Raw genomic sequence first — 23,910 nt, forward strand, 5'->3', positions numbered from 1 at the left:
TCGAAGTGCAACCCATACCCCACAGGAGCAGCAACGTCATGAACCTAACGACTGTCATATCCACGGTTGCTGCGACGACGGGAACCGCGGTCGTCGGCTCGATCGCCTCGCAGGACACCAAGTCGCGCTGGTACCGGAAGCTGCGCAAGCCCGGCTTTCAGCCCCCCGCCGCAGCGTTTCCGATCGTGTGGACTGCTCTCTACGCCGACATCGCCGTCACCTCGGCCTCTGCGATCGACGCCCTCACCGAACAGGAGCGGTTCGACGAACGCCGCAACTACATCGCTGCACTCGCCGCGAATCTGGCGCTGAACGCATCGTGGTCCTGGGTCTTCTTCAAGGCACACCGGCTGGTGCCGGCGACAGCGGTGGCCGCCGCGCTCGCTGTGAGCAGCGCCGATCTCACCCGCCGGACCGCAGCGGCGAACCCTGTCGCGGGTGCGGCGCTGTCGCCCTATGCCGTCTGGACCGGGTTCGCGACCGTACTGAGCGGACGGATCGCGCAGCTGAACAAGTAGACCGCGCGCGGTCGCGGATCGGCGAGCAGAGCGGTGGGGGATGATGGGCTCATGCTCGAAACACCCGTGATCATCGGCATCGCGTCCATCTGCGTCGGCTTCGTGTTCTTCATGCTCGCGGCAAACGGCACGCGGGCCCGGTGGAACAAGAAGTTGACGATCACGTTCTTCGTGGCCGCGCTCGTCTTCATGACCATCATCCCGGTGATCGGCGCGGTCGGCTTCGCAGCTTGAGCGTTTCCCATTGAGGACCGATGCTGACCGCAATCGTTCGTACCGTTGAGGTACCACACGGAAGCGAACGCAGGAGGCAGCACATGTCCCAGAACACCGCCACCGGAGAACGCGCAGACATCCTCGCCATGCTGGCCGAACAGCGGGAGATGCTGCTGATCACCGTGCGTGGTCTCGACGAGCAGGGCGCGCGGGCCCGCAGCACCGTCAGCGACCTCACACTCGGGGGATTGATCAAACACGTGTCGAACACCGAAAAGCACTGGATCGAGACCATTCGGAACCTCGACGACACCACGACCTTCGACATGGACGCGGCGATGGAGCAGTACTACATGCGCGACGACGAGACCCTGGCCGGTCTGCTCGAGCGCTACGAGGCCACTGTGAAGGACACCGAAGAGTTCGTCGCCCGGCTCGATGACCTGGACCTGCAGGTACCGCTGCCCACCGCGCCGTGGGCTCCCGAACGGGAATGGTGGAGTGCGCGGAAAGTATTGCTGCACATCATTCGCGAGACAGCGCACCACAGCGGGCACGCGGACATCATCCGTGAGTCGCTCGACGGTGCGAACGCCACGATGCAGCGCGGTGCCGACGCCGGCATGGAGTTCGACTGACCGACGCGGCTTCGCCGCTCCCCACCGACCCGGGAGCGGCGAAGGCCGACATCTCGGTGCGCCGGTACGTCAGTGGGCCGAGGCGACTTCCGCGCCGATACCGGTCTCGGCCCGCACCAGCATCTCGGCGAACTTCTCGTCCTCGTGAATACCGCGGCCGCGGCGCTTCTCCCCGACGAGCGATCCGGCGACGCAGGCGAGCAGCCCGAGCGGCATCGTGAAAATCACCGGGAGTTGGATGGTGAGCGGTGCGGCACCGCTGCCGAACCACAGGGCCTCGGTGAACATCAGGCTCACAACCGTCGAGATCAGGCCCGTGAGAACACCCCACACAGCGCCGGTGCTGTTGAAGCGTCGCCAGTTCAGGCTCAGCACCAGTGCGGGAAGGTGCGCGCTGCCGGCGACCATGAATGCCATGCCCATGAAGAAAGTGATGTTCGTGTCGTCGCCGATGAGCATGGTCAGCCCGATCGCGATCACGCTGAAGCTCACAGCCCCGTAGCGCGCGATCCGGGCCTGGGCGTCCTCTTCCCGAATGCGCGCTTCCGGATCGAGATGTTCGGCCGGTTCCTTGCGGGTCAACGCCGGCCACACGTCGCGAGCGAAGGTGCCGGCCGCAGAAATCACCACACCTGCCACGACCGCGACGATGGATGCGAAGGCCACTGCCGCGACCAGTGCCAGTGCGATCGAACCGCCGGTCGTCCCCACGCCACCGCCGAGTTCGGTGACGAGGACCGGTGCGGCCAAGTTGCCGCCGGGACCGACGAGGTCGGTGCCGTCGGGCCCGAGAATCGCCGCGGCGCCGAAGCCCATGACGATGACGACGAGGTAGAACATGCTGCACAGTGCGACGGTCCAGCCGAGAGAGCGCCGCGCTGTGCTTGCTTCGGGCACGGTGAAGAAGCGAATGAGGATGTGTGCCATTCCCGCGGTGCCGAGCGCGAACGCCAGCGAATACGAGATGAGGTTGACGGCACCGGTTTCGCCGAAGATCAGGCCGGGCGCGAGGATCGCGTCGCCGGCATCGGCATTGTCGGTGGCGCCACCGAGCACCTTGGGGAAGCTGAAGCCGAACCGCGCCAGGATGCCGAAGCACACGATGATCGCCAGTATCGACAGAATCGACGACTTGATGACCTGCACCCAGGTGGTCGCGAGCATGCCGCCGACGAAGACGTAGATGCCCATCAGCGAGCCCGCGACGATAACCGAGAGCGAGAAGGGGATACCGGACACCGACTCGAGAAGAACCCCGGCCGCGACGAGTTGTGCCAGCAGAACGAAGGCGCCTGTTGCGATCGTGCTCAACGCCACCACAACGCGGACCTTGCGTGCCTCGGTGCGAAACACGAGCACGTCGGCCAGGGTGTATTTGCCGAGGTTTCGCATCTTCTCGGCGAGCAGGAACAGGACGGGCAGGAACGAGATCACCGACGTGAAGAGGATGACGGTGCCGTCGACGCCCTTGGAGAAGATCAGGCCGGTGGTGCCGAGGAAGCTGCCGGCGGAGATGAATTCACCGGCGATGGCGAAGCCGTTCTGCCAACTCGAAATCGACCGGCCGGCGGCGAAGAATCCGTCGGCGCTGCGCGCTCGTCGGGCGGCGGCGAACGTCACCCACAGGGTCAGCGAGATGACGGCGGAGCAGATTGCGATAGCCAGATAGTCGGCGTCACCGGTCATGCGCCGGCCTCCTTGTTTTCGGTGACCGCGCGGATGGCGTCGTCGGCGGCCGGCTGGATATAGGTGCGGGTGAGCCGGAAGTACGCGTAGACGAGTGCCCAGGTGCCGGCGAACTGGCTGAGGACCACCCACAGCGACAGGGGAATGCCCAGGACGGAGTTGCTGCCGAGCTGTTCGGGGAAACCGATGAATCCGATCAGGAAGCTGGTGAACAGCACGATCGTGATGGCTCCGAGTGTCCCGGTGACCCGCTTCCGTCGGCGCCGCAGTTCCGCGACTTCGGGCAGCTGCAGCATCCGGGTCCAGACGAGATCTCCTGCACTGGAGAAGCTTTCGGTATCGGTAGCGTGTGTCATGCGTTCACCGCCGCTCGCCGGGCCGTTTCGAGAGCGAAGAGGTTCTCGTCCCAACCGGCTTCGAGGGGTCCGAAGAAGTGGAATCGCACCTGCTTGACGCGGTAGAGCCAGCGGCCGTCGACCTTGACGGCCTCGTCGGTGTACCGGCCGGCCGCGATCGCGGTCTTGCCGTCTGTGACGCAGGGTTGCCACAGGAACGACCGAACGGTGGCGCGGTCGCCGTCGAGGTCGATCTCCAGATTGGTGATGAAGTGCCAGAACGCGGTGAGTCCGCCGTCGGCGAGGCCGGCAAAGAACGCCCGCATCTCGTCCTTGCCCTTGGGATGAGACAGGCCGTCGAACTCGCCGTCGTCGGTGAACAGGGCCATCAGGGCATCCCAGTTGCCGTCGTCGAGGTGGCGGCAGTACTGGGCGTCGAGAGTGCGGATCGCTTCGAGGTCTTCGAGTCGGGCGATGCGGTCGGCAAGCGAGACGTCAGGGCTGGGGTGGGTCACTGAGGGGTCCTCCGAGAGCCTGGGGATTAACAAGCCTGGTGATTAACGGTTGTTCATGTGATGAGGACCATACCAAGCCGAATTATCGTGGTCAAGTATTGGTTCTTGCTGGTAAACCCCTGCGCATCTATCCTCTGAAAGATGAACAGTCGGTCAATTGGGGTCCTGCCGTCCGTCCGTGAGCGAATCCTCGAGACCGCCCTCGACGAGTTCTACGAGTGTGGTTTTCACGGCGCCACCATGCGCAATATCGCGAACAAGGCTGGTTGCAGCGCTGCAAACGTGTACAACCACTTCGAAAACAAGTCCGAGCTGCTCGTCGAAATCCTTCGTCGCGCGAGTGATGAGCAGTTCACAGCGACGCGCAACGCGCTCCGAAAGGCCGGTGCGGATCCCGCCGAGCGGTGGCGGATGGCCGTGGTGGCGCACTCGCTGTACACCGCGCAGAATCCACGCGCGTGCCTCGTGGCCAACACCGAGCTGCGCTACCTCGACACCCTCAATCGCAAACGCGTGGTCGGGTCGCGCGATGCACAGGAGCAGCTGTTCGTCGACATTGCGGAAAACGCTGTGGCATCAGGCGTTTTCGATGTGTCCAGGGTGCATCAGGCGGTCACGGCGGTGCTGACCATGTGTTCCGGGATCCCGCTGTGGTTCAGGGCCGACGGCCCGCTGAGCGCGCAGCAGGTCGCCGACGACTACGGCCGGTACGCGCTGAACCTGGTGGGATACCACCCGAACTGACCCGCGGCGTTGACGGGTGACGGGCGCCATGCTCTACTGGGTGAACAAGCGTTAATGACCTACTCCGGTCCATAGAGGGAGTACCCATGACCCACCGGCCGTCCCAGCCCCGCACCGACTCGCCCCGCTACCTCACCGAGGAACGGCTCGAGATCCGCGACCTCGCCCGCGACTTCGCCATGACCCGGGTGTTGCCCGTCGCCAACGAACTCGACCCGGTCCAGGGCACCATCCCGGATTCGCTGAAGAAGGAAATGGCCGAGATCGGCTTCTTCGGCATCATGATCCCCGAGGAGTACGGAGGCCTCGGCCTCGGCGTATTCGAATACTGCCTCGTCGCGGAGGAACTGTCGCGAGCGTGGATGAGCGTGTCCGGTCTGCTGGCCCGCGGCAACGGCATGGGGGGTGGCTTCACCCCCGAACAGGAAGCCGCACTGCTCCCGAAGGTGGCGCGCGGCGAATACCTCGGTGCCTACGCGCTGTCCGAGGCCGAAGCCGGCTCCGACGTCGCCAACATATCCTGCCGCGCCGTACGCGACGGAGACGAATGGGTCGTCAACGGCACGAAGATGTGGTGCACGTATGCCGACGAAGCCGACTACATGGTGCTGTTCGCCCGCACCGATCCGAACAAGGATCCGGCCAAACCGCACCGCGGGATCAGCGCCTTCCTCGTCGAGAAGGAGCGCGGGACGTTTCCCGCGGGCATCTCCGGTACCAAGGTCCGCAAGATCGGCTACTTCGGGTGGCACACCTGGGAACTGTCGTTCGACAACTTCCGCATCCCCGCAGGCAAAATGCTCGGCGACGAAGGCAAGGGGTTCTATCTCGCCGTATCGGGTCTCGAGGTGGGTCGCGCCCACACCGCCGCCCGCGCGATCGGTCTCGCCCGTGCCGCGCTCGAGGACTCCATCGCGTATGTGCACACTCGGCGTCAATTCGGCCGTCCCATCGGCGATTTCCAGCATCTGCGCTTCAAGATCGCGAAGATGGCCGCGGACATCGAGGCCGCCCGTCAGCTCATGTACTCGGTGGCTACCGACATCGACACCGGCCGGCGCTGCTCGCTCGAGGCGTCGATGTGCAAGCTCGTGGCCACCGAGATGGCCGAGCAGGTCACCAGCGAAGCCGTCCAGATCCACGGCGGTGCCGGTTACACCACCGACTTCCAGGTCGAACGGCACTGGCGCGACGCCCGCCTGACGAAAATCTTCGAGGGCACCAGCGAAATCCAGATGCGCATCATCTCGGACGAACTGCTCGGAAGGACCGAATCCGCATGAGCGTGAACACCACTCCGTCTCTCGTGACTGTCGGTGACCGCACTGCCTCGGAACCGCGCATCCTGGCCGACCTGCTCGCCGGTTCCGGGGTCGCCCTTGCTGCCGGGTGCACCGTCGCCGGTGCTGTCGCCGCCGAAATCCTCACCCCGGCCCTTCCTCGGGCGCGTCGCACCGAATACCGCTGGCATGCCGAGCGCGCCGTCGGACCCGACGACACGTTCACCGTCGAGTCGGTTGTCACCCGCGTCGCCGGTAACCGAATCGAGCGTTACGTCCGATTGCTCGACGACGCCGGGTCGGTGCGCGAGAGTGGTACCGAGACTTGGCTGCTCGACAGTCCGGAGGATGCGGCCCCCACCCCGGAACTCGACTTCTGCACCGCCGAATGGGGTGCGGCGCTGCGCGACAGTCTGGAAAGCGACCGCGACTTCACCTCGTCGCTGTCGACGTGGGACGGCACCATCGGGCTGCGCTGCGGCGACCGCGAGCTGCACCTGCGAATCTACAAGGGGCGCATCGTCGATGTCACCCGCCGCACCCCGCACGGCGCCACGTTCACGTTCGTCGCCCCCGCGCACACATGGGTCGATCTGGTCCTGTCGGACGGCAACGACTTCATGCGCCGCGCGATCAGCGGCGAGTTCTCCTCCACCGGAGACGGATACGAGTACCTGCGGCTGACGAAACCGCTCAACACGATCATCACGCACGCCCGTGCTCTCGCCCGAAAGGCCCGCTCATGATCGAGGCCCGCTATCTCGAACTCGGTGGAGCACTCGGCTTCGTCGAGATCGTCACCCCCGACCGCGACACCGCGGCCCTGCCCGACTCCGCACCACTGCCCACCGTGCTGTGCATCCACACCGCCGGACAGAGCGGAGTGCAGTGGCGACACGTCGCCCGCGACCTCGCCGACCTCGGCTACCGCGTCGTCGTGCCCGACCTGCCCGGACACGGACGGTCCGAACCCGCCCCCGGCGGTCCGGTGACCAGCATCGTCGACTACGGCGACTGGCTGTGCGCCCTACTCGACGTGCTCGACGTGCAGCGGCCGTACGTGATCGGATGCTCGATCGGCGGCAAGCTCACCCTCGAACTCGCGACCCGCCCCGAGCGGCCCCTCTCGGGCGCGATCGCCATGGAAGCCGAAGCCGGACCGGGTCGCGTCAACGTCGCCGGCCTGCGCCGCGAACTCGAAGACGTCGCGGGCCCGTCCCGCTCCGAGCGCACCTACCTCGGCACCCTGGCGTCGATCGGGCGTTCGGTGCCCGAGGACAAGGCGCGGATCGTCGCCCTCATGCACAAGCGCGAAGACCCGGAGATCTCGTCGTCCGACCTCATCGCCTGGGGCACCCACGATGTGCGCGACCGGCTGCACCACGTCAGTGCGCCTCTGCACGTCGTGGCCGGACGGGACGACCCGTGGATTTCCGTCGACGAGGTGGCCCGTGTCGCCGAGCGGGTCAACGAAACCAACCCGGGCCGTGCGCAATTCAGCGCGCTGGAGGGCATCGGGCACTACCCGATGGAAGAAATCGACGACTTTGCGGCCCTCACCGACCGTTGGATCGGCGAACTCCAGCGGTCGGCGAGAGCCGAGGAGGTGACCCTGTGACCATCACCCGTACCGAGAACCTGTCGGCGCTCCTCGAGGCCCTCACCGCGGCGAATCCCGACGCCCCGATCGCCTACGACGTGGTCGATCCGGGCGCGCAGGATTCGCCGATCGCGACCCGCACTCGCGCCGACCTGCGCGATCGCGTCGAGGCGCTGCGCGGCGAACTCGAGGCCGTCGGTGTCGGTCCCGGGCAATGTGTCGCGGTGATGCTGCCCAACTGGTCCGACGCTCTCGTCTGGCAGTTCGCCGCCGCTGGAGTCGGTGCCCACGTCATCGGCGTCAACACCCGCTACAACACGGGCGAGGTCGCGCACATCCTCACCGCCGCGCGCCCAGCCGTGGTCGCGGTGCCTGCCGCCTTCCACGGTCTCGACCTGTTCGCCCGGCTCACCGAAGCCGCCGCGTCGGTGCCCGATGTCGCGACCCCGGCGGTCGCGGTGGTTCCCGGGCCTGCCCGGGCACGCGCAACCGCCTCCGAGTTCGACCTCGGCGGCGGCGCCTGGATCACGGGCAGCGGGGACACCGGCGGTGTCCGCGCTCCCGAGACCCCCGACACGGCCACCCTCACCCCGGCCGGTGCCGAGGACGATCCGGGCGACCGGCTGGCCGTCGCGTTCACCACCTCCGGTTCGACCGGTGTCCCCAAACTCGCGGCGCACCGCAACAGCGCGACCGTCCGGCACGGGTACGCCGACACCGATGCCGAGACACTGAAGCTCTGGTGCCGCGACGAACTCGCCGCCTTCAAGGTGCCGTCCGCCATCCACATCATCGATCGCATGCCCACCACCGTGGGTGGCAACGGCTCGAAGATCCGAGCCGTCGAATTGCGCGAGTGGGCGCAGAACTGGACCGACCGTGAAAGGGATTTCCGCCGTGACTGATTCCACCGAAGCCCGTGCCACCGATGTGGTGATCTGCGAACCGCTGCGTACCCCGGTAGGCCGTTACGGCGGCGTGTTCGTCGACGTACCCGCCACCGACCTCGCCGCCCGCGTCATCTCGGAACTGCTGGCGCGCACCGGTATCGACCCGGAGAAGATCGACGACGTCATCTTCGGCCAGTGCTACCCCAACGGCGAGGCGCCGGCAATGGGCCGTGTCGCCGCACTCGACGCGGGCCTGCCCGTCACGGTGCCCGGACTGCAACTCGACCGTCGTTGCGGATCGGGGTTGCAGGCCGTCCTCGACGCGGCGATGCGCGTGCAGACCGGTGTCGCGGACTTGGTGATCGCCGGTGGTGTCGAATCCATGAGCCGCGCCGAGTACTACACCGAATCCATGCGATGGGGAGCCAAGGGCGCTCCCGCCGCGCTGCACGACCGGCTCGCCCGCGGCCGCGTCACCGCCGGAGGACGCAACCATCCGGTGCCCGGAGGCATGCTCGAAACCGCCGAGAACCTGCGCCGCAAATACGAGATCGGCCGCCTCGAACAGGACGAGCTCGCCGTCGAATCCCATCGCCGGGCGGTGGCCGCGATCGACTCCGGCAAGTTCGCCGAGGAGATCGTGCCGGTGCAGGTGCCCCAGCGCAAGGGCGATCCGAAGACGATCGACCGCGACGAGCATCCCCGCGCCGACACCACCGTCGACACCCTCGCGAAACTGCGCCCCATCATGGGCAAGCAGGACCCGGAGGCAACCGTCACCGCCGGTAACGCCAGCGGCCAGAACGACGGTGCCGCCGCGTGCGTCGTCACCTCCCGCGCGAACGCCGACCGGCTGGGCCTGCGCCCGCTCGGGCGTCTCGTCACGTGGGCGGCGGCCGGTGTGGCGCCGTCGGAGATGGGTATCGGGCCGGTGCCGTCCACCGCGAAGGCCCTCGACCGGGCCGGACTGGACCTGTCGGACATCGACCTCATCGAACTCAACGAGGCCTTCGCGGCGCAGGCGCTGGCCGTGACCCGCGAATGGAAGTTCGGGGCAAGCGATTTCGAGCGAACCAACGTCAACGGCTCCGGCATTTCGCTCGGCCATCCCGTCGGTGCCACAGGGGTGCGGATCCTCGCGACCCTGTTGCGCGAACTCGACCGTCGCGGAGCCCGCTACGGACTCGAGACCATGTGCATCGGCGGCGGGCAGGGCCTGACCGCCATCTTCGAGAGGGTCGGATGACCGCCCGGCCGCTGGACGGGATCCGCGTCGTCGACCTGTCCAGCTTCGTCGCCGGGCCCACCGCCGGGCGCATGCTTGCCGAACTCGGCGCCGACGTCATCCGCGTCGACCCGATCGGCGGTGCCGTCGACGGTGGCCGGTGGCCCCTCGCCGAAAGCGGCGCGAGCCTGTACTGGACCGGTCTCAATCAGGCGAAACGCTCCGTCGCGGTAGACCTGCGCAGTGACGAGGGCCGCGCCCGGGTGATCGAGCTGATCGCCGAGGCGGGGATTGTGCTCGAAAATGTCGCTCACGCACCGTGGCTCGCCCACGACGAGCTGGTCGGGCATCGGGCCGACCTGATCCACCTGCACATCGCCGGCAACGCCGACGGCAGTCCCGGGGTCGACTACACGGTCAACGCCGCTGTCGGGGTGCCGCTGATGACCGGCCCCGAGGGCCTGTCGACGCCCGTCAACCACGTGCTGCCCGCGTGGGATCTGATCACCGGCGTCCACGCGGCCCTCGGTATCGTGACCGCGCTGCGCCGGCGGGAGCAGACCGGTGAGGGCGCCTACCTCGAACTCGCCCTCGACGACGTCGCGCTCTCCGCGGTCGCGTCCATGGGCTGGCTCGCCGAGGCGCAGGAGCGCGGGTCGGGTCGCGAACGGCAGGGCAACGCCCTGTACGGCAGCTACGGATCCGAATTTGCTACTGCCGATCGGCGTTACGTCATGGTCATCGGCCTGACCCGCGGACAGTGGCGGGCGCTGGTCGACGTCACCGGCACCGCGGAGGTCTTCACGGCACTCGCTGCGCAGCGCGGCCTGAACTTCGACGACGAGGGCGGCCGGTACGCCGCGCGCGATGCGATCACCGCGATCCTCGCGCCGTGGTTCGCGGAGCGCACGCTCGCGCAGATCGAAGCGGATCTGGCGGGCACGCGTGTGCTGTGGGCGCCGTATCGGACGATGGACGAGGTTGCGGACGTCGCGGACCGTGCCGAGTCGGCGGTGCAGTACGTGGACCAGCCCGGGATCGGTTCGGTGCTGACCGCGCGTTCGCCGCTGCGGTGGAACGGCCGCTACACCGATGCCTCCCCGGCGCCGCCGCACGGTCAGCACACGGACGAGGTGTTCGCGACGGTCGATCAGCCGCCCGGCCGTCGGTAGGCCGCGTCGCGCCGAGCGGCCTCGTCCACCTGCTCGGGGGTGAGCAACGCGATGGGCATCGATCTCGCCGCCCCGGAAGCGATGGTGCGAAGTTCGAGTGTCGCGGCGGCAATCTCGTCCGGAACCTCACCGACGACATACAGATCGTGGCCGCCGAGTGCGAAGTGAACGGAATCTACTGTGCCCCCCACACTTTCGACCATTTCGACAATTGCGTCACGACGGGCGGTGCCGCCGTCGTTGATCAGGCCCTGCGCGCCTTCGGCGGTGTAGGTGACCTGCCACAGATATTTCGGCATGTTGCTGCTGCCTTCCTCGACTCGCGATGCTCCTGATTCCATGGTCGGCCCCTGCCGTGTGGCGCGGGGTGGTTTCGGGTAAACGGACCTAAGCTCGAGCCGATCCGCAGACGGAAGGAACACCACCGTGCCCAAGCCCCCGCTCCCCGACGCCGTCGCCGAACTGCTTGCCCGTCCCAACCACGCCACGATCAGCGCGCTGCGCGCCGACGGTCATCCCGTGTCGGTGCCCACGTGGTACATCTACGAAAACGGACGGATTCTCGTCAACATGGACGAGGGTCGCAAGCGCCTCGAATATCTGCGAAACGATCCGCGCGTGAGCCTGAGCGCGATGGACCCGGAGGACTGGGTCACGCACGTGAGCATTCAGGGCAAGGTCGCCGAATTCGCCGACGATCCCGACCTCGCGGACATCGACCGGCTCTCGCGGCACTACACCGGACACCCGTATGGAGTGCGCGACCGTAAGCGGGTCAGCGCGTGGATCGACATCGACCACTGGCATGCCTGGGGCAGATTGAAGAACGCCTGAGTCAGAGGATCCCGGCCTTCTTCGCCGAGTTGCGCACCTGGAACGCCATCACGATGAGCAGCACCCCGAACAGGATCGCGTAGATACCCAGCACCACGATGAGGCCGAGGATGCCTTCACCGGGGAAGATCAGCAGAATCAGGCCGAAGAGCACCGCGACGACTCCGGCGATCACCGACCACAGCCAGCCGGACTCGGGCACCTTCCGGAAGCGCATCCCGCCGACGATGCCGGTGATGCCGAACATGATCGCGTAGAAGGCGATCAGGTACAGCAGTGCCAGCGCGGTGATCGCCGGCCAGAACAGGGCGAGCAGGCCGGCGACAACCGATACGACGCCCATCGCCAGCCACCAGCCCCAGCCGTCCAGCGTGGCGCGGTCGCGGACGGACTGCGCCGCGAGGACGACCCCGTCGACGATTGCGTATACGGCGAACACGACGACGAGCGCCCACACGGTGATACCCGGCCATACGAGCGCGATGACACCGAAGAGGACGGCGAGGATGCCGCGCAGCAGCACCACCCACCAGATCTGCTTGAACAGCGACCGGAACGGATCGGGATGAGAGATGGAGTTTGCGGACATGACGGCTCCTGGCGTTAGAAGTCGCGATCTTGTTGCTCCACAGGGTAGGCGGCCTTATGTTGCGATGGGTGCCGAATCGCCCGCTGAAGTTAGGCTCGGGACGTGGCAACGGCGCGGATCGGAATCTCCGGGTGGCGCTACCCCGGCTGGCGCGGCGACTTCTACCCGAAAGGGCTCGTGCAGCGTCTCGAACTCACCTACGCCGCCGAGCGGCTCGGTTCGATCGAGATCAACGGGTCGTTCTACTCGCTGCAGCGCCCCAGCAGCTACCTTGCGTGGCGGGATGCGACGCCGGACGATTTCGTGTTCGCCGTCAAGGGCGGGCGCTTCGTCACGCACATGAAACGGCTCGCCGACGTCGACGATGCGCTCGCCAACTTCTTCGCGTCGGGTGTGCTCGCGCTCGGTTCGAAACTCGGGCCGCTGCTGTGGCAGTTGCCTCCCACGCTCGGCTTCGAGGAGGACCGGCTCACCGGTTTCTTCGCCCAGCTGCCGCGTACGACGACGGCCGCGGCCGAGCTCGCCCGGCGGCACACCGACAAGCTGCCAGGAGACCGGGCGTGGGTGGACACCGACGCCGAACGCCCGCTCCGTCATGCCCTGGAGGTACGGCATCCCGATTTTGCCGCGCCCGAGGCCGTGGAATTGCTACGCGCTCACGACATCGGGCTCGTCGTCGCCGACACCGCCGGCAGATTTCCGTTCCTCACCGACGTCACGAGCGATTTCGTATATGTGCGGATGCACGGCGACCAGGAGCTGTACGCGAGCGGCTATACGGCCGAGGTGCTCGACACGTGGGCCGAGCGGATCCACGGGTGGCTACGGAGCGGACGGGACGTCTACGTCTATTTCGACAACGACATGAAAGGCTATGCACCGCACGATGCGCTGGCGCTGCAAGAAAGCCTGTGACCGAACACCCGCAGAGAACCGAGGAGCATCCCGTGTGGCCCGACCACTGGCCGACGATCACCCGGCAGATCGCGACCGCCACCGTGTCGGCGCTGGACGCGGTGCGCTCCGAGTCCGCGCCGGCCTTCGATGCCGCCGTCGGCGACCTCGTCGCCTTGCCGTACGAGCAGGTCACCGCCGTGTATGCCGGGATGACGCGTGAGTTGCTCGAGGAACTGCATCCCGACGGGCTGACCGGCGAGGACGTGCAGGCGGTCCTCGAGCGCAGTGTCCGCGGCGGTGCGCGATGGCAGTCGTCGCTGCACCCCGACGCGGTGGTCGAAGTGCTGGTCGAGACCCTGGGCGTGTCGGATCCCGACGCCGAGACCCCGAAAATCCGGCCCGAGCAGTATCTCTCCGCGGGATCGGTTGTCCTCGCCGAGCTCGTTGCGGCTCGGCGCGTTGCGCCGGAACCGTATGTGCGGCGCGCGGTCGCCGAAATCGAACGTGCCGAAACGATGGAGATGCCCTGACCTTCCGACCGGGCCGATTCAGTGCCGGGTCTGGGTCTCGACGTTGTGTGCGACGCGGCGCAGCAGACCGGTGAGGACTTCGAGTTCGTGATCGGTGAGGCCGTCGAGCATGTGCTGCTCGCGCGCGAGCCTGCGCGGAAATTCCGTCTCGACGAGTGCACGGCCGGTGCCTGTGAGTTCGAGCAGCACGACTCGTCCGTCGCGTTCGAGCCGTTGGCGTTCGACCAATCCGAGCTTGACGAGCCGTTCGGTGTGTTTGGTGGTGGATGCGCCGGAGATGCCCGTGACCGAGGTGACCTCGCTGGCCCGCAACGGGTGGTCACTGCGGGCGAGTGCACAGAGCACCTCGAATTCCGTCCGGCCGATGCCGCTGCCGTCCAGCTCGCGGTCGAGTTGAGTGAGTGCGAGGGAACTGATGCGGGTGATTCGTCCGATCACATCGATGGGCCGCACGTCGAGGGCGGGATAGAGCCGTGCCCAGGCGAGACGTACGTGTTCGACGTAGTCGTGCTGGGAGGATTCCGCGGACATGTGGCCATCTTAACGATCAATTTCACTACAGTTTCATAGATAATTTACTTATAAACTAATATCCTGGTTCGATGCAGAGTTCCCGGTCCGCCACGAAATCAAGTCGCCTCCGCCACTCGGGGGACGCGCTTGCTCATTCGCTGTCGGCGACCGCATGGCGAGACGCCCTCGAGATGCGCTCCGCCGACCCCACCGTCGCGGTGGCACTTCGCGTCGGGCTGGCAACGCTGATCACCCTCGTCGGCGGTGGACTCCTCGGCTACGGGGAGGTTGCGGGCTTCGCGGCGCTGGGCGCACTGTGCTCGGCGTTCGCGCGGTACGAGCCGTATCCCCGCCTCGCCGCGAAGGTGATCTGTGTCGGGCTCGGCCTCGTCGCCTACACCGCGTTCGGCGCTGCGCTCGGCGCTCTGGGCCTGTCGATGTGGTTGCAGATCGCGCTGTTGTCGGTCGCGGCCGGCATGTCCTACCTGCTCCTCACCGTGTTCGAGATCACCGGACCGGGACCCGTGATTCTGATCTTCGCCGCCGCCGGGGCCGCAGGATTCGCGGACGACGCCGACGACGTCGGCCTCGTCACGATTGCGGCAGTGATCGGGGCCCTCGTCGGATGGGCGATCGCGCTCCTACCCGCGCTCTATCATCCGCACGCCCCGGCGCGCATCGCCGTGGCACGCGCTCTCGCCGCCGTTTCCGCGCTCGAGACCGGCGGCGAAACAGCCCTCCCGGCAGCGCATGCCGCCATCGCCCGCGCCCGCGAGGTCATCGCCCTCGGAACCACCCGGCGGATGGACTCGCACACCCACGAACTTCTCGCGCTGGTCGACGCTGCCGAATCCGTCGTCCACAGCGGATCCCACGACACCCACCGCGCCCGGCTCGACGACTTCGCGCGGCTCGAAGGCGAACTGCGTAAGGTACGGCGCGACATCGCAATTCCGCGCGTGGATGCCACCGGTGCGCCCGTCGTCGATCGCCCGGAGAACTTCGTCCGCACCGGCATGCGACGACTCACCGGCCGGGCAACCACTATCGGTGTAGGCCGGATCACGCTCGCCTCGCTACTTGCCGGCTGGTTCGCCGAGGCCGCCGGATTACAGCATCCGCTGTGGGCCACGATGGGCGCGATGGCCGCGCTGCAGGGTGCGAACTACCGGCACACCGTGCAACGCGCCATCCAGCGTCTACTCGGAAACGTCGGCGGTGCACTGATCGCCGCGGTCCTGCTCGTGCTCGATCTCGGTTACTGGCCGCTCGTGCTGGCGATCGTACTGTTCCAAACCGTCACCGAAATGGTCGTCACGCGCAACTACGCGTTCGCGTCCGTCTTCGTCACGACGATGGCGTTGCTGCTCACCGGTCTCGGGGCGAAACTCGGCCCCGACATCGCGATCAGCCGCGTGGCCGACACCCTCATCGGTGTGGTGATCGGCGTGATCGTCGCCGCGCTCACCATCGCGCACGGAGACCGGCACCACCTCGCCCGCTGAAACGGCTCCCGGTCAGGCGTGCGCCGCATCGAAGCGTTCGAGGATGTCGCGCGGAACGCGTCCGCGCGAACTCACTTCGAGGCCTTGCCCACGTGCCCAGTGCCGGACCGCGGCAAGCTGTTCCGGTGCCCTGCCCGACGAGATCTTCTTCCGCGCATGAACTGTCCGTGGGCGGCCGGCCGAGCGGGAGCGAACCGCCGTGGGCGCCGGCTCGACGACCGGTGCGGGAGGCGTGTCCACATGCGGTTTACGCGTCGCCTCGGTCAGCCACGGCTTCAGCACCGCCCAGAACTTGTCGGCATTGGCCGGCCGGAGATCCAGCTCGTACTCCACATCGTCGACGATGATCCGAAATGACTGCGCCAACCCGTCCGTGATGGGCTCACCGTCGATATCGTCGAAGTACTCGACCCGCATCTTCTGCGCCACGCTATTCTCCTTGTTTCCCCGAACGTCTCCCCCCGACGCTAGTTTCTACTCCCCGGTAGCTTCAAATCGCGGCTGTACACGCCGACACGCTCGACGAGGTGATCGAAGAACACTTCGGGCTCTGTTCCGACCACGATTTCGGCGTTGGGATCCCGGCCCCACATGCCCATCCAGTCGGCGATCGTGGTGCCGCGGGTGAGTCGACCGTCCAGCTCGACATCCACCGTCGCGGCGCGCGTCGTGTACGGCACCGTGCCCAACGCGACCGCCGCCGCGAACGGATCGTGGACGTGCGCGAGAAATCCGAGATCCTGATCGCGATGGAACTCCATGTAGAAGCGCAGCGCATCGGTCAGGTGCTGCACGACCGGGTTCGATGTACGAGAGCGCAGACCTCGCGCGTCGTCGGGCGATAACGTCACGGGGGGAACGCTTTCCGCGACCCGAGCGATTCGCTGCACATGTGACGGTCGCATCTCGATGGTTTCGGTGACGTCGAGTGGGCAGATGATGGGGCGGCGGTCGGGGCCCAACGCGGAGAACGCGTCGAACACTACTTTCGCGGCTTCCGGGTCCACCGCCACGTTCCATTCGGACGTGGGCGTGGTGTTGCCCGGATGATTGAAGCACCCGCCCATCACCACGAGCCGGTGGAGTCGCTCGGGCAACTCCGGGTCGAGTCGCAACGCGAGCGCGAGATTCGTGAGCGGACCGGTGACGAGACCGGTCAGCTCACCGGGATGGGCGCGGGTCAGTTCCACCCACGCTTCGGCGGCCGACCGCTCGGATGGGCCGCGCGTCGGTGCCGGCAACTCCGCGTACCCGACTCCGCGAGGACCGTGAGTATCCTCGGTGGTCATCAGCGGGGCGACCAGCGGCGCCTGCGAACCAGCGAAGACCTCGACGTCACGTCTTCCGCAAACATCCAGCCATGCAAGCGTATTCACGGTCACCTGGTCGACCGGTACATTCCCGGCGGTGCACAGCACCGCGACGATGTCGGCTTCCGGGCTCGCCGCGAGATACAGCAGCGCGAGGGCGTCGTCGATACCCGTATCGACATCGATGAGCAGACGGGTCTGCGCCGGAGCCGCAGAAGGGGTGCGTGAATCCACACCGACATCTTCCGGCACCCGGCCACGCGGGCTGCGACAGGGCGGGTCGAGGTGACCGAATGCACGCTTGAAAGAATCCGGGGCATGCAACACAAGGTGCGTGGATATTTCACCGAAGCCGACGGCAACTACAGTCCCACCGAGTACGCGGAGAGCCCGTGGTCGGCCGAGATGCTGAACGGGCCGTGCGTGTGCGGACTGCTCGCGCGTGAACTCGAGAACCACCACGCGGTCGAGGGGTTCGTGCCGGCACGGTTCACCGTCGACCTGTTCAAACCGGTGCGCGCCGAAGTCGTCCGATTCACCACCACGCGTGTCCGCGACGGAAACCGCATTCGCGTCGCCGATGCGCAACTGCTGCAGGGCGGCGACGTGTCGGCCCGCGCGACCGTGGTCTATCTCCGTACATCGTCGCAGCCCCCGGGTACCGCATGGACTCGGGACTCGCATCCCGAGCCCCCACCTGCGGGTCTCGACGGAGCGCCCACCGGCTTCGTCCCCACCTGGTTCGGCAGCGACGATCATCCCGAGGGGTGGTCGCAGGCCATTTCCGAGCACCAGAACTCGAGCCGGAAACGGTTGTGGGCTCGGCAGCTGCCGGTGATCGTCGGGGAGGAGCCGTCGCCGTTCGTACGCGCGGTGACCGTGGGCGAGGCCACCAGCCTGATGGCCAACTGGAGTGAGAAGGGCGTCGGATTCATCAACGCCGACCTCACTCTCACCTTCTCCCGGCTACCGTCGGGACCCGAGGTCGGTGTCGAGGCCGATCACCACATCAGCTCGGACGGTATCTCCGTCGGCACGTCCGTATTGTTCGATCGCATGGGGACGTTCGGCGCCGGAACCGTGACCGCCCTGTCCAATGCGCATCGGCAGGTCGACTTCGGCTGAGGCGGGTCAGCGGCCGTTGCCGTTGTTGCCACTGTTGCCGTTGCCACTGTTGCCGTTGCCACTGTTGCCGTTGCCGTTGCCGGAATTCCCCGGATTGTCGGGATTGCCGGGCGGGTCGACGCGAAGAGTCGTCACCGGGACCGGCACGGGTGCCGGAAGCGGGGGAATCTCGGTCACCGCACTGTCGAGTCCGGTCGTGGATTCCACGGCTTCAGGAGTGGAGGCCTGTGTGCGTTGCGGAAGCGAAGCAGAAACACCGGGTGTGCGGGACTCCGTTGTCGCTGCGGGCGGTGTGCCGGAGCTTTGTCCCCAGGCGAGGGCCAGGACGCCGACGGCGATCGCTCCGATCAGCGTCAGTGCCGTAGCGAGAACTACGCCCCGCGATGGATCGTTCCGACCGGCCTTGCCGGCCGCGACGGGAATCGGCGCTGTTGTGACGGCATCGTCCACGGGCAAGCTGCGCGTCGCGGCCGCGACGGCGTAGGTGCCGGTGCGGTCTTCCAGCGCCGCCAGCATGGCACGGGCACTGCCGAAGCGTCGGGACACGTCGCGAGCCATGGCCTGCTCGATAACCGCGACGAGCCCCGGATCCGCATCCGGTCGGGCCTCGGAGAGTGGCTGCGGCTCCTCGTATGCGATTACCCGGGCCAGCGACAGAATGTTGTCGTGCGCGAACGGCCTCCGGCCACATAGGGCCTCGTAGCCGACAATTCCGAGTGCGTAGAGGTCGTCCGTTACCTCCGCCGGTCGGCCGGCGATGCGGTCGGGACTCAGATATGCGACGGTGCCCACGAGTTCCCCGGTACGCGTGAGGTCGTCACCGACGCTCTTGGCGATTCCGAAGTCGCTGACCTTGACGCCGCTGTCGGTGATCAGGACGTTGGCGGGTTTGATGTCGCGGTGGAGGATCCCCGCGTCGTGGGCTGCGATGAGAGCCTCGAGAACATCGACGAGAACCGCACGGACCCGGTCGTCGGGAAGCGGGCCGCGCGCGATGTCGTCGGCGAGCGTGCGCCCGGGCAATCGTTCCATCACGATGTAGGGACGCCCGTCGTGTTCTCCGGTGTCGTGGACGGCGACGATGCAGCGATGGGTCAGCGTCGCCGCCGCGCGTGCCTCCGCTTCGAACCGCTGCCGCACGTCAGGTTTGCTTCCGAACTCCCGCCTCAGCATCTTCACCGCCACCGGACGGTCGAGCCGGGTATCCCAGCCGTCGTAGATCTCGCCCATACCGCCCACGCCGAGCAGGCCGCTCAGCTCGTAGCGGCCGCCGAGAACACTGTGGACGGTCACATATCGACGTTAGCGCGTCTCCGGTGGGGAGGCCGGTGCAGCGTGGTCGGGGACGGCCGGGCCTAACATCGAAACACATGCGGGTAGTGCGGATCGTCGACCTGAGTCATCCGATATCGACGAGGACCCAGGTGTATCCCGGCGACCCGGTGCCCGTCTTCACACCGCACGCGAGAATCGCCGACGACGGCTACAACCTGCTGCGCATCGACTTGGGAACACAGACCGGGACTCACATCGACGCGCCGCGGCATATCCGCGACGACGGCGCCCCCGTCGACCGGCTGCCGCCCGGCATGCTCGTGGGTCGTGGGGTGATCCTCGACGTTCGGGGCCGCGTCGCGCCGCGCGGGCACATCACGCCCGAGCTGTGGGGGGAAGCCGATCTTCGTCCGGGCGACCTTGCTCTCGTTCACACCGGGTGGTCGCAGTACTTCGGCACCGACGCGTACTTCGACCATCCCGCGCTCAGCGTCGAGGCCTGCCGATGGCTGATCGAACGTGGCGTGCGCACGATCGGCATCGATGCACCGAGCATCGACCCCACCGGCGACGAAGCGCTTGCCGCACACCGAGTGATCGCGGCCGCACACGGGGTGATCTGCGAGAACCTCCGGAACCTCGAGGCGATCGACTTCGCCGACCCGCTGGTGAGCCTGCTGCCGATCGCGTTCGAAGGCGCCGACGGAGCCCCGGTGCGAGCGGTTGCCATGCAGATCGAGGCGTGACCTCAGAGCAGCTGCGTCACGACGATCCGAACAGTCCCGTACACAGCCGTTCCGGCGGTGACCACGGCGAACAACACCAACCACACCGCGGTCGGGATGTGGGTGAGCGACCGCAGCTGGTGTGCGTCCGAGCCGTGTCCGCGCCCGCGCATGTGGGTGCGGGCGAGTTCGAGCACCGGTCGCGTCGCACCGAGCAACAGCACCCACGTGATCAGGTATGCCGCGATGTAGCGGACGACAGGGTCGCCGAGATACGCGGCCGCCCCGACCAGTGCGCCCGCGACGATCACCGAAACGAACCCGAACAGGTTGCGAATCAACAAGATCAACACAGCGAGGGCGGCGAGAATCGACCACAGCACCGCAGCGGGCCGATCCAGCGTGAGCAGCGTCGCCGCAGCGAAGCCCAGCACCGCCGGACCCGTGTACCCCGCGAACGTCGTCGCGATCATGCCGGGCCCACGCGGATTGCCGGACGACACCATCACCCCGGACGTGTCGCCGTGCAGCCGTATGCCGGACAGCTTCCGCCCGACCAGCGTCGCGACGAGCGCGTGCGAACCCTCGTGAGCCTGCGTGATGACGTGACGGGTCTTCAGCCACAGCGGCCGAACCATGACGAGCACCAGCGCGAGCAGTGCCGTGCCGATCACCACCGCGGTCGGTGCCGGGTCGTCGACCGTGGAGACGGCCTGCCACGCGGACCGGAGTATTTCGGTCGCGTCGACCGGTGCGCTTGTCGCTTCGTTCACGGAACCGATTCTGGAGGCTCACATCGAATCGGTGCGGGGCGGGGCCAACTGTGAGACGCTACTCACCTAATTAGTGATAATGATCAGGAGGATCAGTGGCGGTCGTCGTAACGGAAAAGAGCCGCACTGTCCGGCCTGAGTGGGTCATGGCGTCGATCTTCCTGGTATTCACGGTCAGCAACGCGCCGGCGCCTCTTTACGTGCTGTGGCAGCGAGAAATGGGCTTCTCTCAGACCACCGTGGCGTTGATCTTCGTCAGTTACATTGCCGGGGCCATTGTTTCCCTGCTTGTCGGAGGGCGTTCCGCCGATAGATTCGGTCGCCGCGCCGTACTGATCCCTGCGCTCGCGCTTGCGGTGGCTGCCTGTGCACTGTTCGCGGCGGCCCGAAACCCGATCTGGCTGGAATCGGGCCGCTTTCTCATCGGCGTAGCGTCGGGGGCATTCGGCGCAGCCGGGGGAGCAGCGATCGCGGACCTCTGCGGGGTGGCGGGACGTGCCCGAGCGGCCCTGTATGCCAGCGTCGCCCCCGTGGCCGGTTCGGCGGTGGGGCCCCTGCTCTCCGGCGCGCTGGCCGACTTCGCACCGGCACCGACCAGCCTGGTGTTCGTCGTGTTGATCATTCCCCTGGTTCTTGCGGCACTCCCGATTTCGCGAACCGGTGGCAGGCCCGCTGTCCCGGCAACGGGCAGACTCCTGCAGTTTCCGCGCTTCCCTCCAGGGACCGGGGCGATCGTACTGTTGGCGATGGCGGTCGCCGGAAGTCCGTTCGCACTCGCCGGGCTGTTCATCTCTTTGGGTCCTGCGATGATCTCTGAACTTATCGGCAACGACACGCGCCTGCTGGCGGGGGCAGTGTCGTTCATGGTGTTCGGAGCGGGGGCCGGAAGTCAGGTCCTCGCGCGACGGATGAGTACCTATCGGGTCGCGGCGACGGGGTTGGGGATCTCCGTCCTCGCGGCGGCCCTCATCGCCGTTGCTGTCGGGGCGGAATCGGTTCCGGTGATTATCGCCGCCGCACTGACGGCTGGGCTCGGGCAGAGCCTCGCTCAACTTGCCGGATTGCAGCTCGTGCGAGCGTGCGCACCGGAGGGCCGGGGTGCGGAAGTTACGGCACTCGTGTGGCTCGCGGGTTACGGAACGGTGGGATCGGGAATTCTCACGATGGGTCTGCTGGCCGACGAGTTCGGTCTGCTGGCTGCCAGTTACGCGTTCTGTTCGCTGTTCTTCCTGTGCGTGTGCGCTGCGTTGGTGCAACTCGTCCGCCGTCGAGAAGTGGTCGATCGGCTGTGTTCGCCGGAATCATTGACACCCGCAAATCAATGAATATGATTATGACCTAAGTCATAGGCCGGACTGAAGAGGAGCTTGCAATGACCTACATCGTTACCGAGCCCTGCGTGGACATCCTGGACAAGGCCTGCATCGAGGAGTGCCCTGTCGACTGCATCTACGAAGGGGGTCGGATGATGTACATCAACCCGGACGAATGCGTCGACTGCGGTGCGTGCGAGCCGGTTTGCCCGGTGGAGGCCATCTTCTTCGAAGAAGATGTGCCCGAAGAACACTCGGAATACACGGCCGCCAACTTCGAGTTCTTTGCCGACATCGGATCGCCCGGAGGGGCTTCGAAGATCGGTCGGACGGACTTCGATCCGCCGTTCGTGAGGAATCGTCCTGTGCGGGTGTGAACATGGCTCCTGTACCCGATACGGATCGACGATCCGTAGTATTGGGTCTCGCCGTGGCAGCGGCGTTCGCGCTCACCGTGGTCGGTTCGAACATTCCCGGGCCGATCCTTCCGCTGTACGAGGACCGGCTCGATATGTCCCCGTTCGTGCTGGCTGCACTCTTCGTCACGTACTTCGCGGCTCTGATATCCATGTTTCTCCTGATGAACCGAACAGCGCTCGGTCGTCATGCGCACGTCGTCCTTCCCGTGGCACTGCTTGTGGGTATATCGGGTGACGTCTTCTTATGGCTGGGAAGTGAGACACCCCCGTTGCTCTTCCTGGGCAGAGTTCTCACGGGTACGTGCGTGGGATTGGCGACGGGCTCCGCGGCCGCTCTTGCCGTTGCTGCGCGCGGGGAGTCCGGACGCACCCTCGCGGCCACCGGAGCGATCGGGGGGTCGCTTATCGGGCTGGTCGCGGCCTCGGTCATCGCCGAGGTTTTCGGTGATCCCACGGTGCTGATCTACCGAGTTCACGCGGTTGCTCTTGCGGTGTGCGAACTCATATTGCTGACTGTTCTGTGGTGCAACAGGTCTCGTATCAGGGCAGCAGTGGGGCTCGCCGCGCCCGTGCCCAGTAGCCGGCCCGTACGGTCTTCGGGCCGGGGTGCTCGTAGTGGCGGCCGGGCCGCCGCGTACGGCCTCGGTGCCGCGGGATGGACAGTCGGCGGTATCGCCGTGGGTGTGCTTCCGCCTGCGCTGCGTGACGGCCTGAAGTCGGACCTGCTCGTCATGGGGGTGCTCGGCGGTGTCGTCCTGCTGATCACGGCGTGGGGTGTCCCCTATATCGGGCGAGCCGTCGGACGGACGCCGTCGGCACCGCATTCGCTTCTTCTGTTGGGTTCCGGCAGTGCGATTCTCGCCGTGGGCATGGTGTCCGGACGACTGTTGCCGGTTCTGGTCGGGTGCCTTTTGTGGGGCATCGGCCAGGGCTTCGCGTACGCGAAAGGCCTGACGTTGCTTACGGCGGGGTTGATGCCTGTAGAACAGGGCAAAGCCACCTCCTTGTATGCGTGTACCTCGTATGGATTCGCCGCCTTGATGATCCTTCTGGCCGGAGCGCTGTCCTGCTGGGTCGGTTATACCTGGGGAACAGCGATCGCGGTTCTGCTGTTCGGAGTCTTCTGCGGGGCGGTCATGCTCTTCGGGCGAAAGCACTGGAACACCGGTGACACCGACCGCGCCCCAGCGGTTCTGACGGTCGACCACTGAAGCGCCTGCGCATCCACTTCCCTATGGACATTTTCGGTGCAGCCTCCTAGTGTGACTCCCATCACGAGTAAT

General features: G+C 66.6%; 28 protein-coding genes and 1 pseudogene. 19 read left to right on the forward strand and 10 right to left on the reverse strand.

What is annotated here, in order from left to right; all coding sequences use genetic code 11:
- The first annotated feature begins 38 nt into the window (after window positions 1-38).
- From Q8814_RS00325 to Q8814_RS00335, 3 genes are all read left to right on the forward strand, one after another.
- Entirely contained in the window at window positions 39-518 is a 480-nt protein-coding gene (locus Q8814_RS00325; protein ID WP_330149995.1) for a TspO/MBR family protein, read from the forward strand.
- 51 nt (window positions 519-569) lie between these two features.
- The gene (locus Q8814_RS00330) at window positions 570-752 is read left to right on the forward strand and encodes a hypothetical protein (protein WP_330149996.1); all 183 of its coding nucleotides are present in this window, start codon (window positions 570-572) and stop codon (window positions 750-752) included.
- A gap of 83 nt (window positions 753-835) precedes the next feature.
- Window positions 836-1,372, forward strand: coding sequence for a DinB family protein (locus Q8814_RS00335; protein ID WP_330149997.1), 537 nt, complete (start codon window positions 836-838; stop codon window positions 1,370-1,372).
- 69 nt (window positions 1,373-1,441) lie between these two features.
- Here Q8814_RS00335 and Q8814_RS00340 read toward each other — a convergent pair whose 3' ends face one another.
- Genes Q8814_RS00340 through Q8814_RS00350 form a run of 3 tightly spaced genes read right to left on the reverse strand, consistent with a single transcriptional unit; the run spans window position 1,442 to window position 3,908 of the window.
- Window positions 1,442-3,058: a solute symporter family protein gene (locus Q8814_RS00340; RefSeq protein WP_330149998.1), complete on the reverse strand. Its 1,617-nt coding sequence runs from the start codon at window positions 3,056-3,058 to the stop codon at window positions 1,442-1,444.
- Window positions 3,055-3,414, reverse strand: a complete 360-nt coding sequence (locus tag Q8814_RS00345) for a DUF485 domain-containing protein (RefSeq protein WP_330149999.1) — start codon at window positions 3,412-3,414, stop codon at window positions 3,055-3,057. Before Q8814_RS00345 ends, Q8814_RS00340 begins: the two co-directional genes overlap by 4 nt.
- Window positions 3,411-3,908 carry a nuclear transport factor 2 family protein gene (locus Q8814_RS00350; RefSeq protein ID WP_330150000.1) on the reverse strand — a complete coding sequence of 166 codons (498 nt, stop codon included), beginning with the start codon at window positions 3,906-3,908 and terminating at the stop codon, window positions 3,411-3,413. The genes Q8814_RS00345 and Q8814_RS00350 overlap by 4 nt, the downstream gene beginning before the upstream one ends.
- Before the next feature lie 141 nt (window positions 3,909-4,049).
- Here Q8814_RS00350 and Q8814_RS00355 point away from each other — a divergent pair, with 141 nt between their 5' ends.
- The 7 genes and pseudogenes from Q8814_RS00355 (at window position 4,050) to Q8814_RS00385 (ending at window position 10,819) form a co-directional block, all read left to right on the forward strand.
- Window positions 4,050-4,652, forward strand: coding sequence for a TetR/AcrR family transcriptional regulator (locus tag Q8814_RS00355; RefSeq protein WP_330150001.1), 603 nt, complete (start codon window positions 4,050-4,052; stop codon window positions 4,650-4,652).
- 86 nt (window positions 4,653-4,738) lie between these two features.
- A complete protein-coding gene (locus Q8814_RS00360; RefSeq protein ID WP_330150002.1) occupies window positions 4,739-5,935 on the forward strand; it encodes an acyl-CoA dehydrogenase family protein in 1,197 nt (398 codons plus the stop codon).
- A complete protein-coding gene (locus Q8814_RS00365) occupies window positions 5,932-6,678 on the forward strand; it encodes a hypothetical protein (RefSeq protein WP_330150003.1) in 747 nt (248 codons plus the stop codon). The genes Q8814_RS00360 and Q8814_RS00365 overlap by 4 nt, the downstream gene beginning before the upstream one ends.
- Window positions 6,675-7,550 carry an alpha/beta fold hydrolase gene (locus Q8814_RS00370; RefSeq protein ID WP_330150004.1) on the forward strand — a complete coding sequence of 292 codons (876 nt, stop codon included), beginning with the start codon at window positions 6,675-6,677 and terminating at the stop codon, window positions 7,548-7,550. Before Q8814_RS00365 ends, Q8814_RS00370 begins: the two co-directional genes overlap by 4 nt.
- Window positions 7,547-8,248: pseudogene (locus tag Q8814_RS00375) on the forward strand (AMP-binding protein); the annotation flags it as partial. The gene Q8814_RS00370 and the pseudogene Q8814_RS00375, both read left to right, overlap by 4 nt.
- 181 nt (window positions 8,249-8,429) lie before the next feature.
- A complete protein-coding gene (locus Q8814_RS00380) occupies window positions 8,430-9,668 on the forward strand; it encodes an acetyl-CoA C-acetyltransferase (RefSeq protein WP_330150006.1) in 1,239 nt (412 codons plus the stop codon).
- A complete protein-coding gene (locus Q8814_RS00385; protein WP_330150007.1) occupies window positions 9,665-10,819 on the forward strand; it encodes a CoA transferase in 1,155 nt (384 codons plus the stop codon). Before Q8814_RS00380 ends, Q8814_RS00385 begins: the two co-directional genes overlap by 4 nt.
- On the opposite strand, the gene Q8814_RS00390 is transcribed toward Q8814_RS00385, so the two are convergent.
- Window positions 10,798-11,118 (reverse strand): GYD domain-containing protein, encoded by a 321-nt coding sequence (locus Q8814_RS00390; RefSeq protein ID WP_330150057.1) that lies wholly within the window; start codon window positions 11,116-11,118, stop codon window positions 10,798-10,800. The genes Q8814_RS00385 and Q8814_RS00390 overlap by 22 nt on opposite strands.
- Window positions 11,119-11,245: 127 nt before the next feature.
- Between Q8814_RS00390 and Q8814_RS00395 the strand changes: the two genes are divergently transcribed.
- The gene (locus tag Q8814_RS00395) at window positions 11,246-11,653 is read left to right on the forward strand and encodes a TIGR03618 family F420-dependent PPOX class oxidoreductase (protein ID WP_330150008.1); all 408 of its coding nucleotides are present in this window, start codon (window positions 11,246-11,248) and stop codon (window positions 11,651-11,653) included.
- Between the two features lies 1 nt (window position 11,654).
- Here Q8814_RS00395 and Q8814_RS00400 read toward each other — a convergent pair whose 3' ends face one another.
- Window positions 11,655-12,242, reverse strand: a complete 588-nt coding sequence (locus Q8814_RS00400; protein ID WP_330150009.1) for an HdeD family acid-resistance protein — start codon at window positions 12,240-12,242, stop codon at window positions 11,655-11,657.
- Window positions 12,243-12,344: 102 nt separating this feature from the next.
- Between Q8814_RS00400 and Q8814_RS00405 the strand changes: the two genes are divergently transcribed.
- Both Q8814_RS00405 and Q8814_RS00410 read left to right on the forward strand, forming a co-directional pair.
- Window positions 12,345-13,157, forward strand: a complete 813-nt coding sequence (locus Q8814_RS00405) for a DUF72 domain-containing protein (RefSeq protein ID WP_330150010.1) — start codon at window positions 12,345-12,347, stop codon at window positions 13,155-13,157.
- A gap of 32 nt (window positions 13,158-13,189) precedes the next feature.
- Window positions 13,190-13,669 carry a hypothetical protein gene (locus tag Q8814_RS00410; protein ID WP_330150011.1) on the forward strand — a complete coding sequence of 160 codons (480 nt, stop codon included), beginning with the start codon at window positions 13,190-13,192 and terminating at the stop codon, window positions 13,667-13,669.
- A gap of 18 nt (window positions 13,670-13,687) precedes the next feature.
- Here the strand turns inward: Q8814_RS00410 and Q8814_RS00415 are convergent, their stop codons facing one another.
- Window positions 13,688-14,200 carry a MarR family winged helix-turn-helix transcriptional regulator gene (locus Q8814_RS00415; protein WP_330150012.1) on the reverse strand — a complete coding sequence of 171 codons (513 nt, stop codon included), beginning with the start codon at window positions 14,198-14,200 and terminating at the stop codon, window positions 13,688-13,690.
- 71 nt (window positions 14,201-14,271) lie between these two features.
- Here Q8814_RS00415 and Q8814_RS00420 point away from each other — a divergent pair, with 71 nt between their 5' ends.
- A complete protein-coding gene (locus Q8814_RS00420) occupies window positions 14,272-15,687 on the forward strand; it encodes an FUSC family protein (RefSeq protein ID WP_330150013.1) in 1,416 nt (471 codons plus the stop codon).
- Between the two features lie 12 nt (window positions 15,688-15,699).
- Here Q8814_RS00420 and Q8814_RS00425 read toward each other — a convergent pair whose 3' ends face one another.
- Both Q8814_RS00425 and Q8814_RS00430 read right to left on the reverse strand, forming a co-directional pair.
- Complete coding sequence (locus Q8814_RS00425; RefSeq protein ID WP_330150014.1) at window positions 15,700-16,116, reverse strand: histone-like nucleoid-structuring protein Lsr2; 417 nt, start codon at window positions 16,114-16,116, stop codon at window positions 15,700-15,702.
- A 38-nt stretch (window positions 16,117-16,154) separates the two neighbouring features.
- Window positions 16,155-17,231, reverse strand: a complete 1,077-nt coding sequence (locus Q8814_RS00430) for a nucleoside hydrolase (RefSeq protein ID WP_330150015.1) — start codon at window positions 17,229-17,231, stop codon at window positions 16,155-16,157.
- 84 nt (window positions 17,232-17,315) lie between these two features.
- Between Q8814_RS00430 and Q8814_RS00435 the strand changes: the two genes are divergently transcribed.
- On the forward strand, window positions 17,316-18,122 hold the full coding sequence (locus Q8814_RS00435; RefSeq protein ID WP_330150016.1) for a thioesterase family protein: 807 nt from the start codon (window positions 17,316-17,318) through the stop codon (window positions 18,120-18,122).
- Between the two features lie 6 nt (window positions 18,123-18,128).
- Here the strand turns inward: Q8814_RS00435 and Q8814_RS00440 are convergent, their stop codons facing one another.
- Window positions 18,129-19,415 carry a serine/threonine-protein kinase gene (locus tag Q8814_RS00440; protein WP_330150017.1) on the reverse strand — a complete coding sequence of 429 codons (1,287 nt, stop codon included), beginning with the start codon at window positions 19,413-19,415 and terminating at the stop codon, window positions 18,129-18,131.
- 77 nt (window positions 19,416-19,492) lie between these two features.
- On the opposite strand from Q8814_RS00440, the gene Q8814_RS00445 reads away from it, so the two are divergent.
- Window positions 19,493-20,143, forward strand: a complete 651-nt coding sequence (locus Q8814_RS00445) for a cyclase family protein (protein WP_330150018.1) — start codon at window positions 19,493-19,495, stop codon at window positions 20,141-20,143.
- 2 nt (window positions 20,144-20,145) lie between these two features.
- Here the strand turns inward: Q8814_RS00445 and Q8814_RS00450 are convergent, their stop codons facing one another.
- Window positions 20,146-20,895, reverse strand: coding sequence for a M50 family metallopeptidase (locus Q8814_RS00450; protein ID WP_330150019.1), 750 nt, complete (start codon window positions 20,893-20,895; stop codon window positions 20,146-20,148).
- Window positions 20,896-20,990: 95 nt separating this feature from the next.
- Here Q8814_RS00450 and Q8814_RS00455 point away from each other — a divergent pair, with 95 nt between their 5' ends.
- Genes Q8814_RS00455 through Q8814_RS00465 form a run of 3 tightly spaced genes read left to right on the forward strand, consistent with a single transcriptional unit; the run spans window position 20,991 to window position 23,838 of the window.
- Complete coding sequence (locus Q8814_RS00455; RefSeq protein WP_330150020.1) at window positions 20,991-22,220, forward strand: MFS transporter; 1,230 nt, start codon at window positions 20,991-20,993, stop codon at window positions 22,218-22,220.
- 47 nt (window positions 22,221-22,267) lie between these two features.
- A complete protein-coding gene (gene fdxA / locus Q8814_RS00460) occupies window positions 22,268-22,585 on the forward strand; it encodes a ferredoxin (protein WP_330150021.1) in 318 nt (105 codons plus the stop codon).
- A gap of 2 nt (window positions 22,586-22,587) precedes the next feature.
- Window positions 22,588-23,838: a quinolone resistance protein norA gene (locus Q8814_RS00465; protein WP_330150022.1), complete on the forward strand. Its 1,251-nt coding sequence runs from the start codon at window positions 22,588-22,590 to the stop codon at window positions 23,836-23,838.
- Window positions 23,839-23,910 lie beyond the last annotated feature (72 nt).

The organism is Rhodococcus chondri (assembly GCF_036327435.1).
GTDB classification, from domain to species: Bacteria; Actinomycetota; Actinomycetes; order Mycobacteriales; family Mycobacteriaceae; genus Rhodococcus; species Rhodococcus chondri.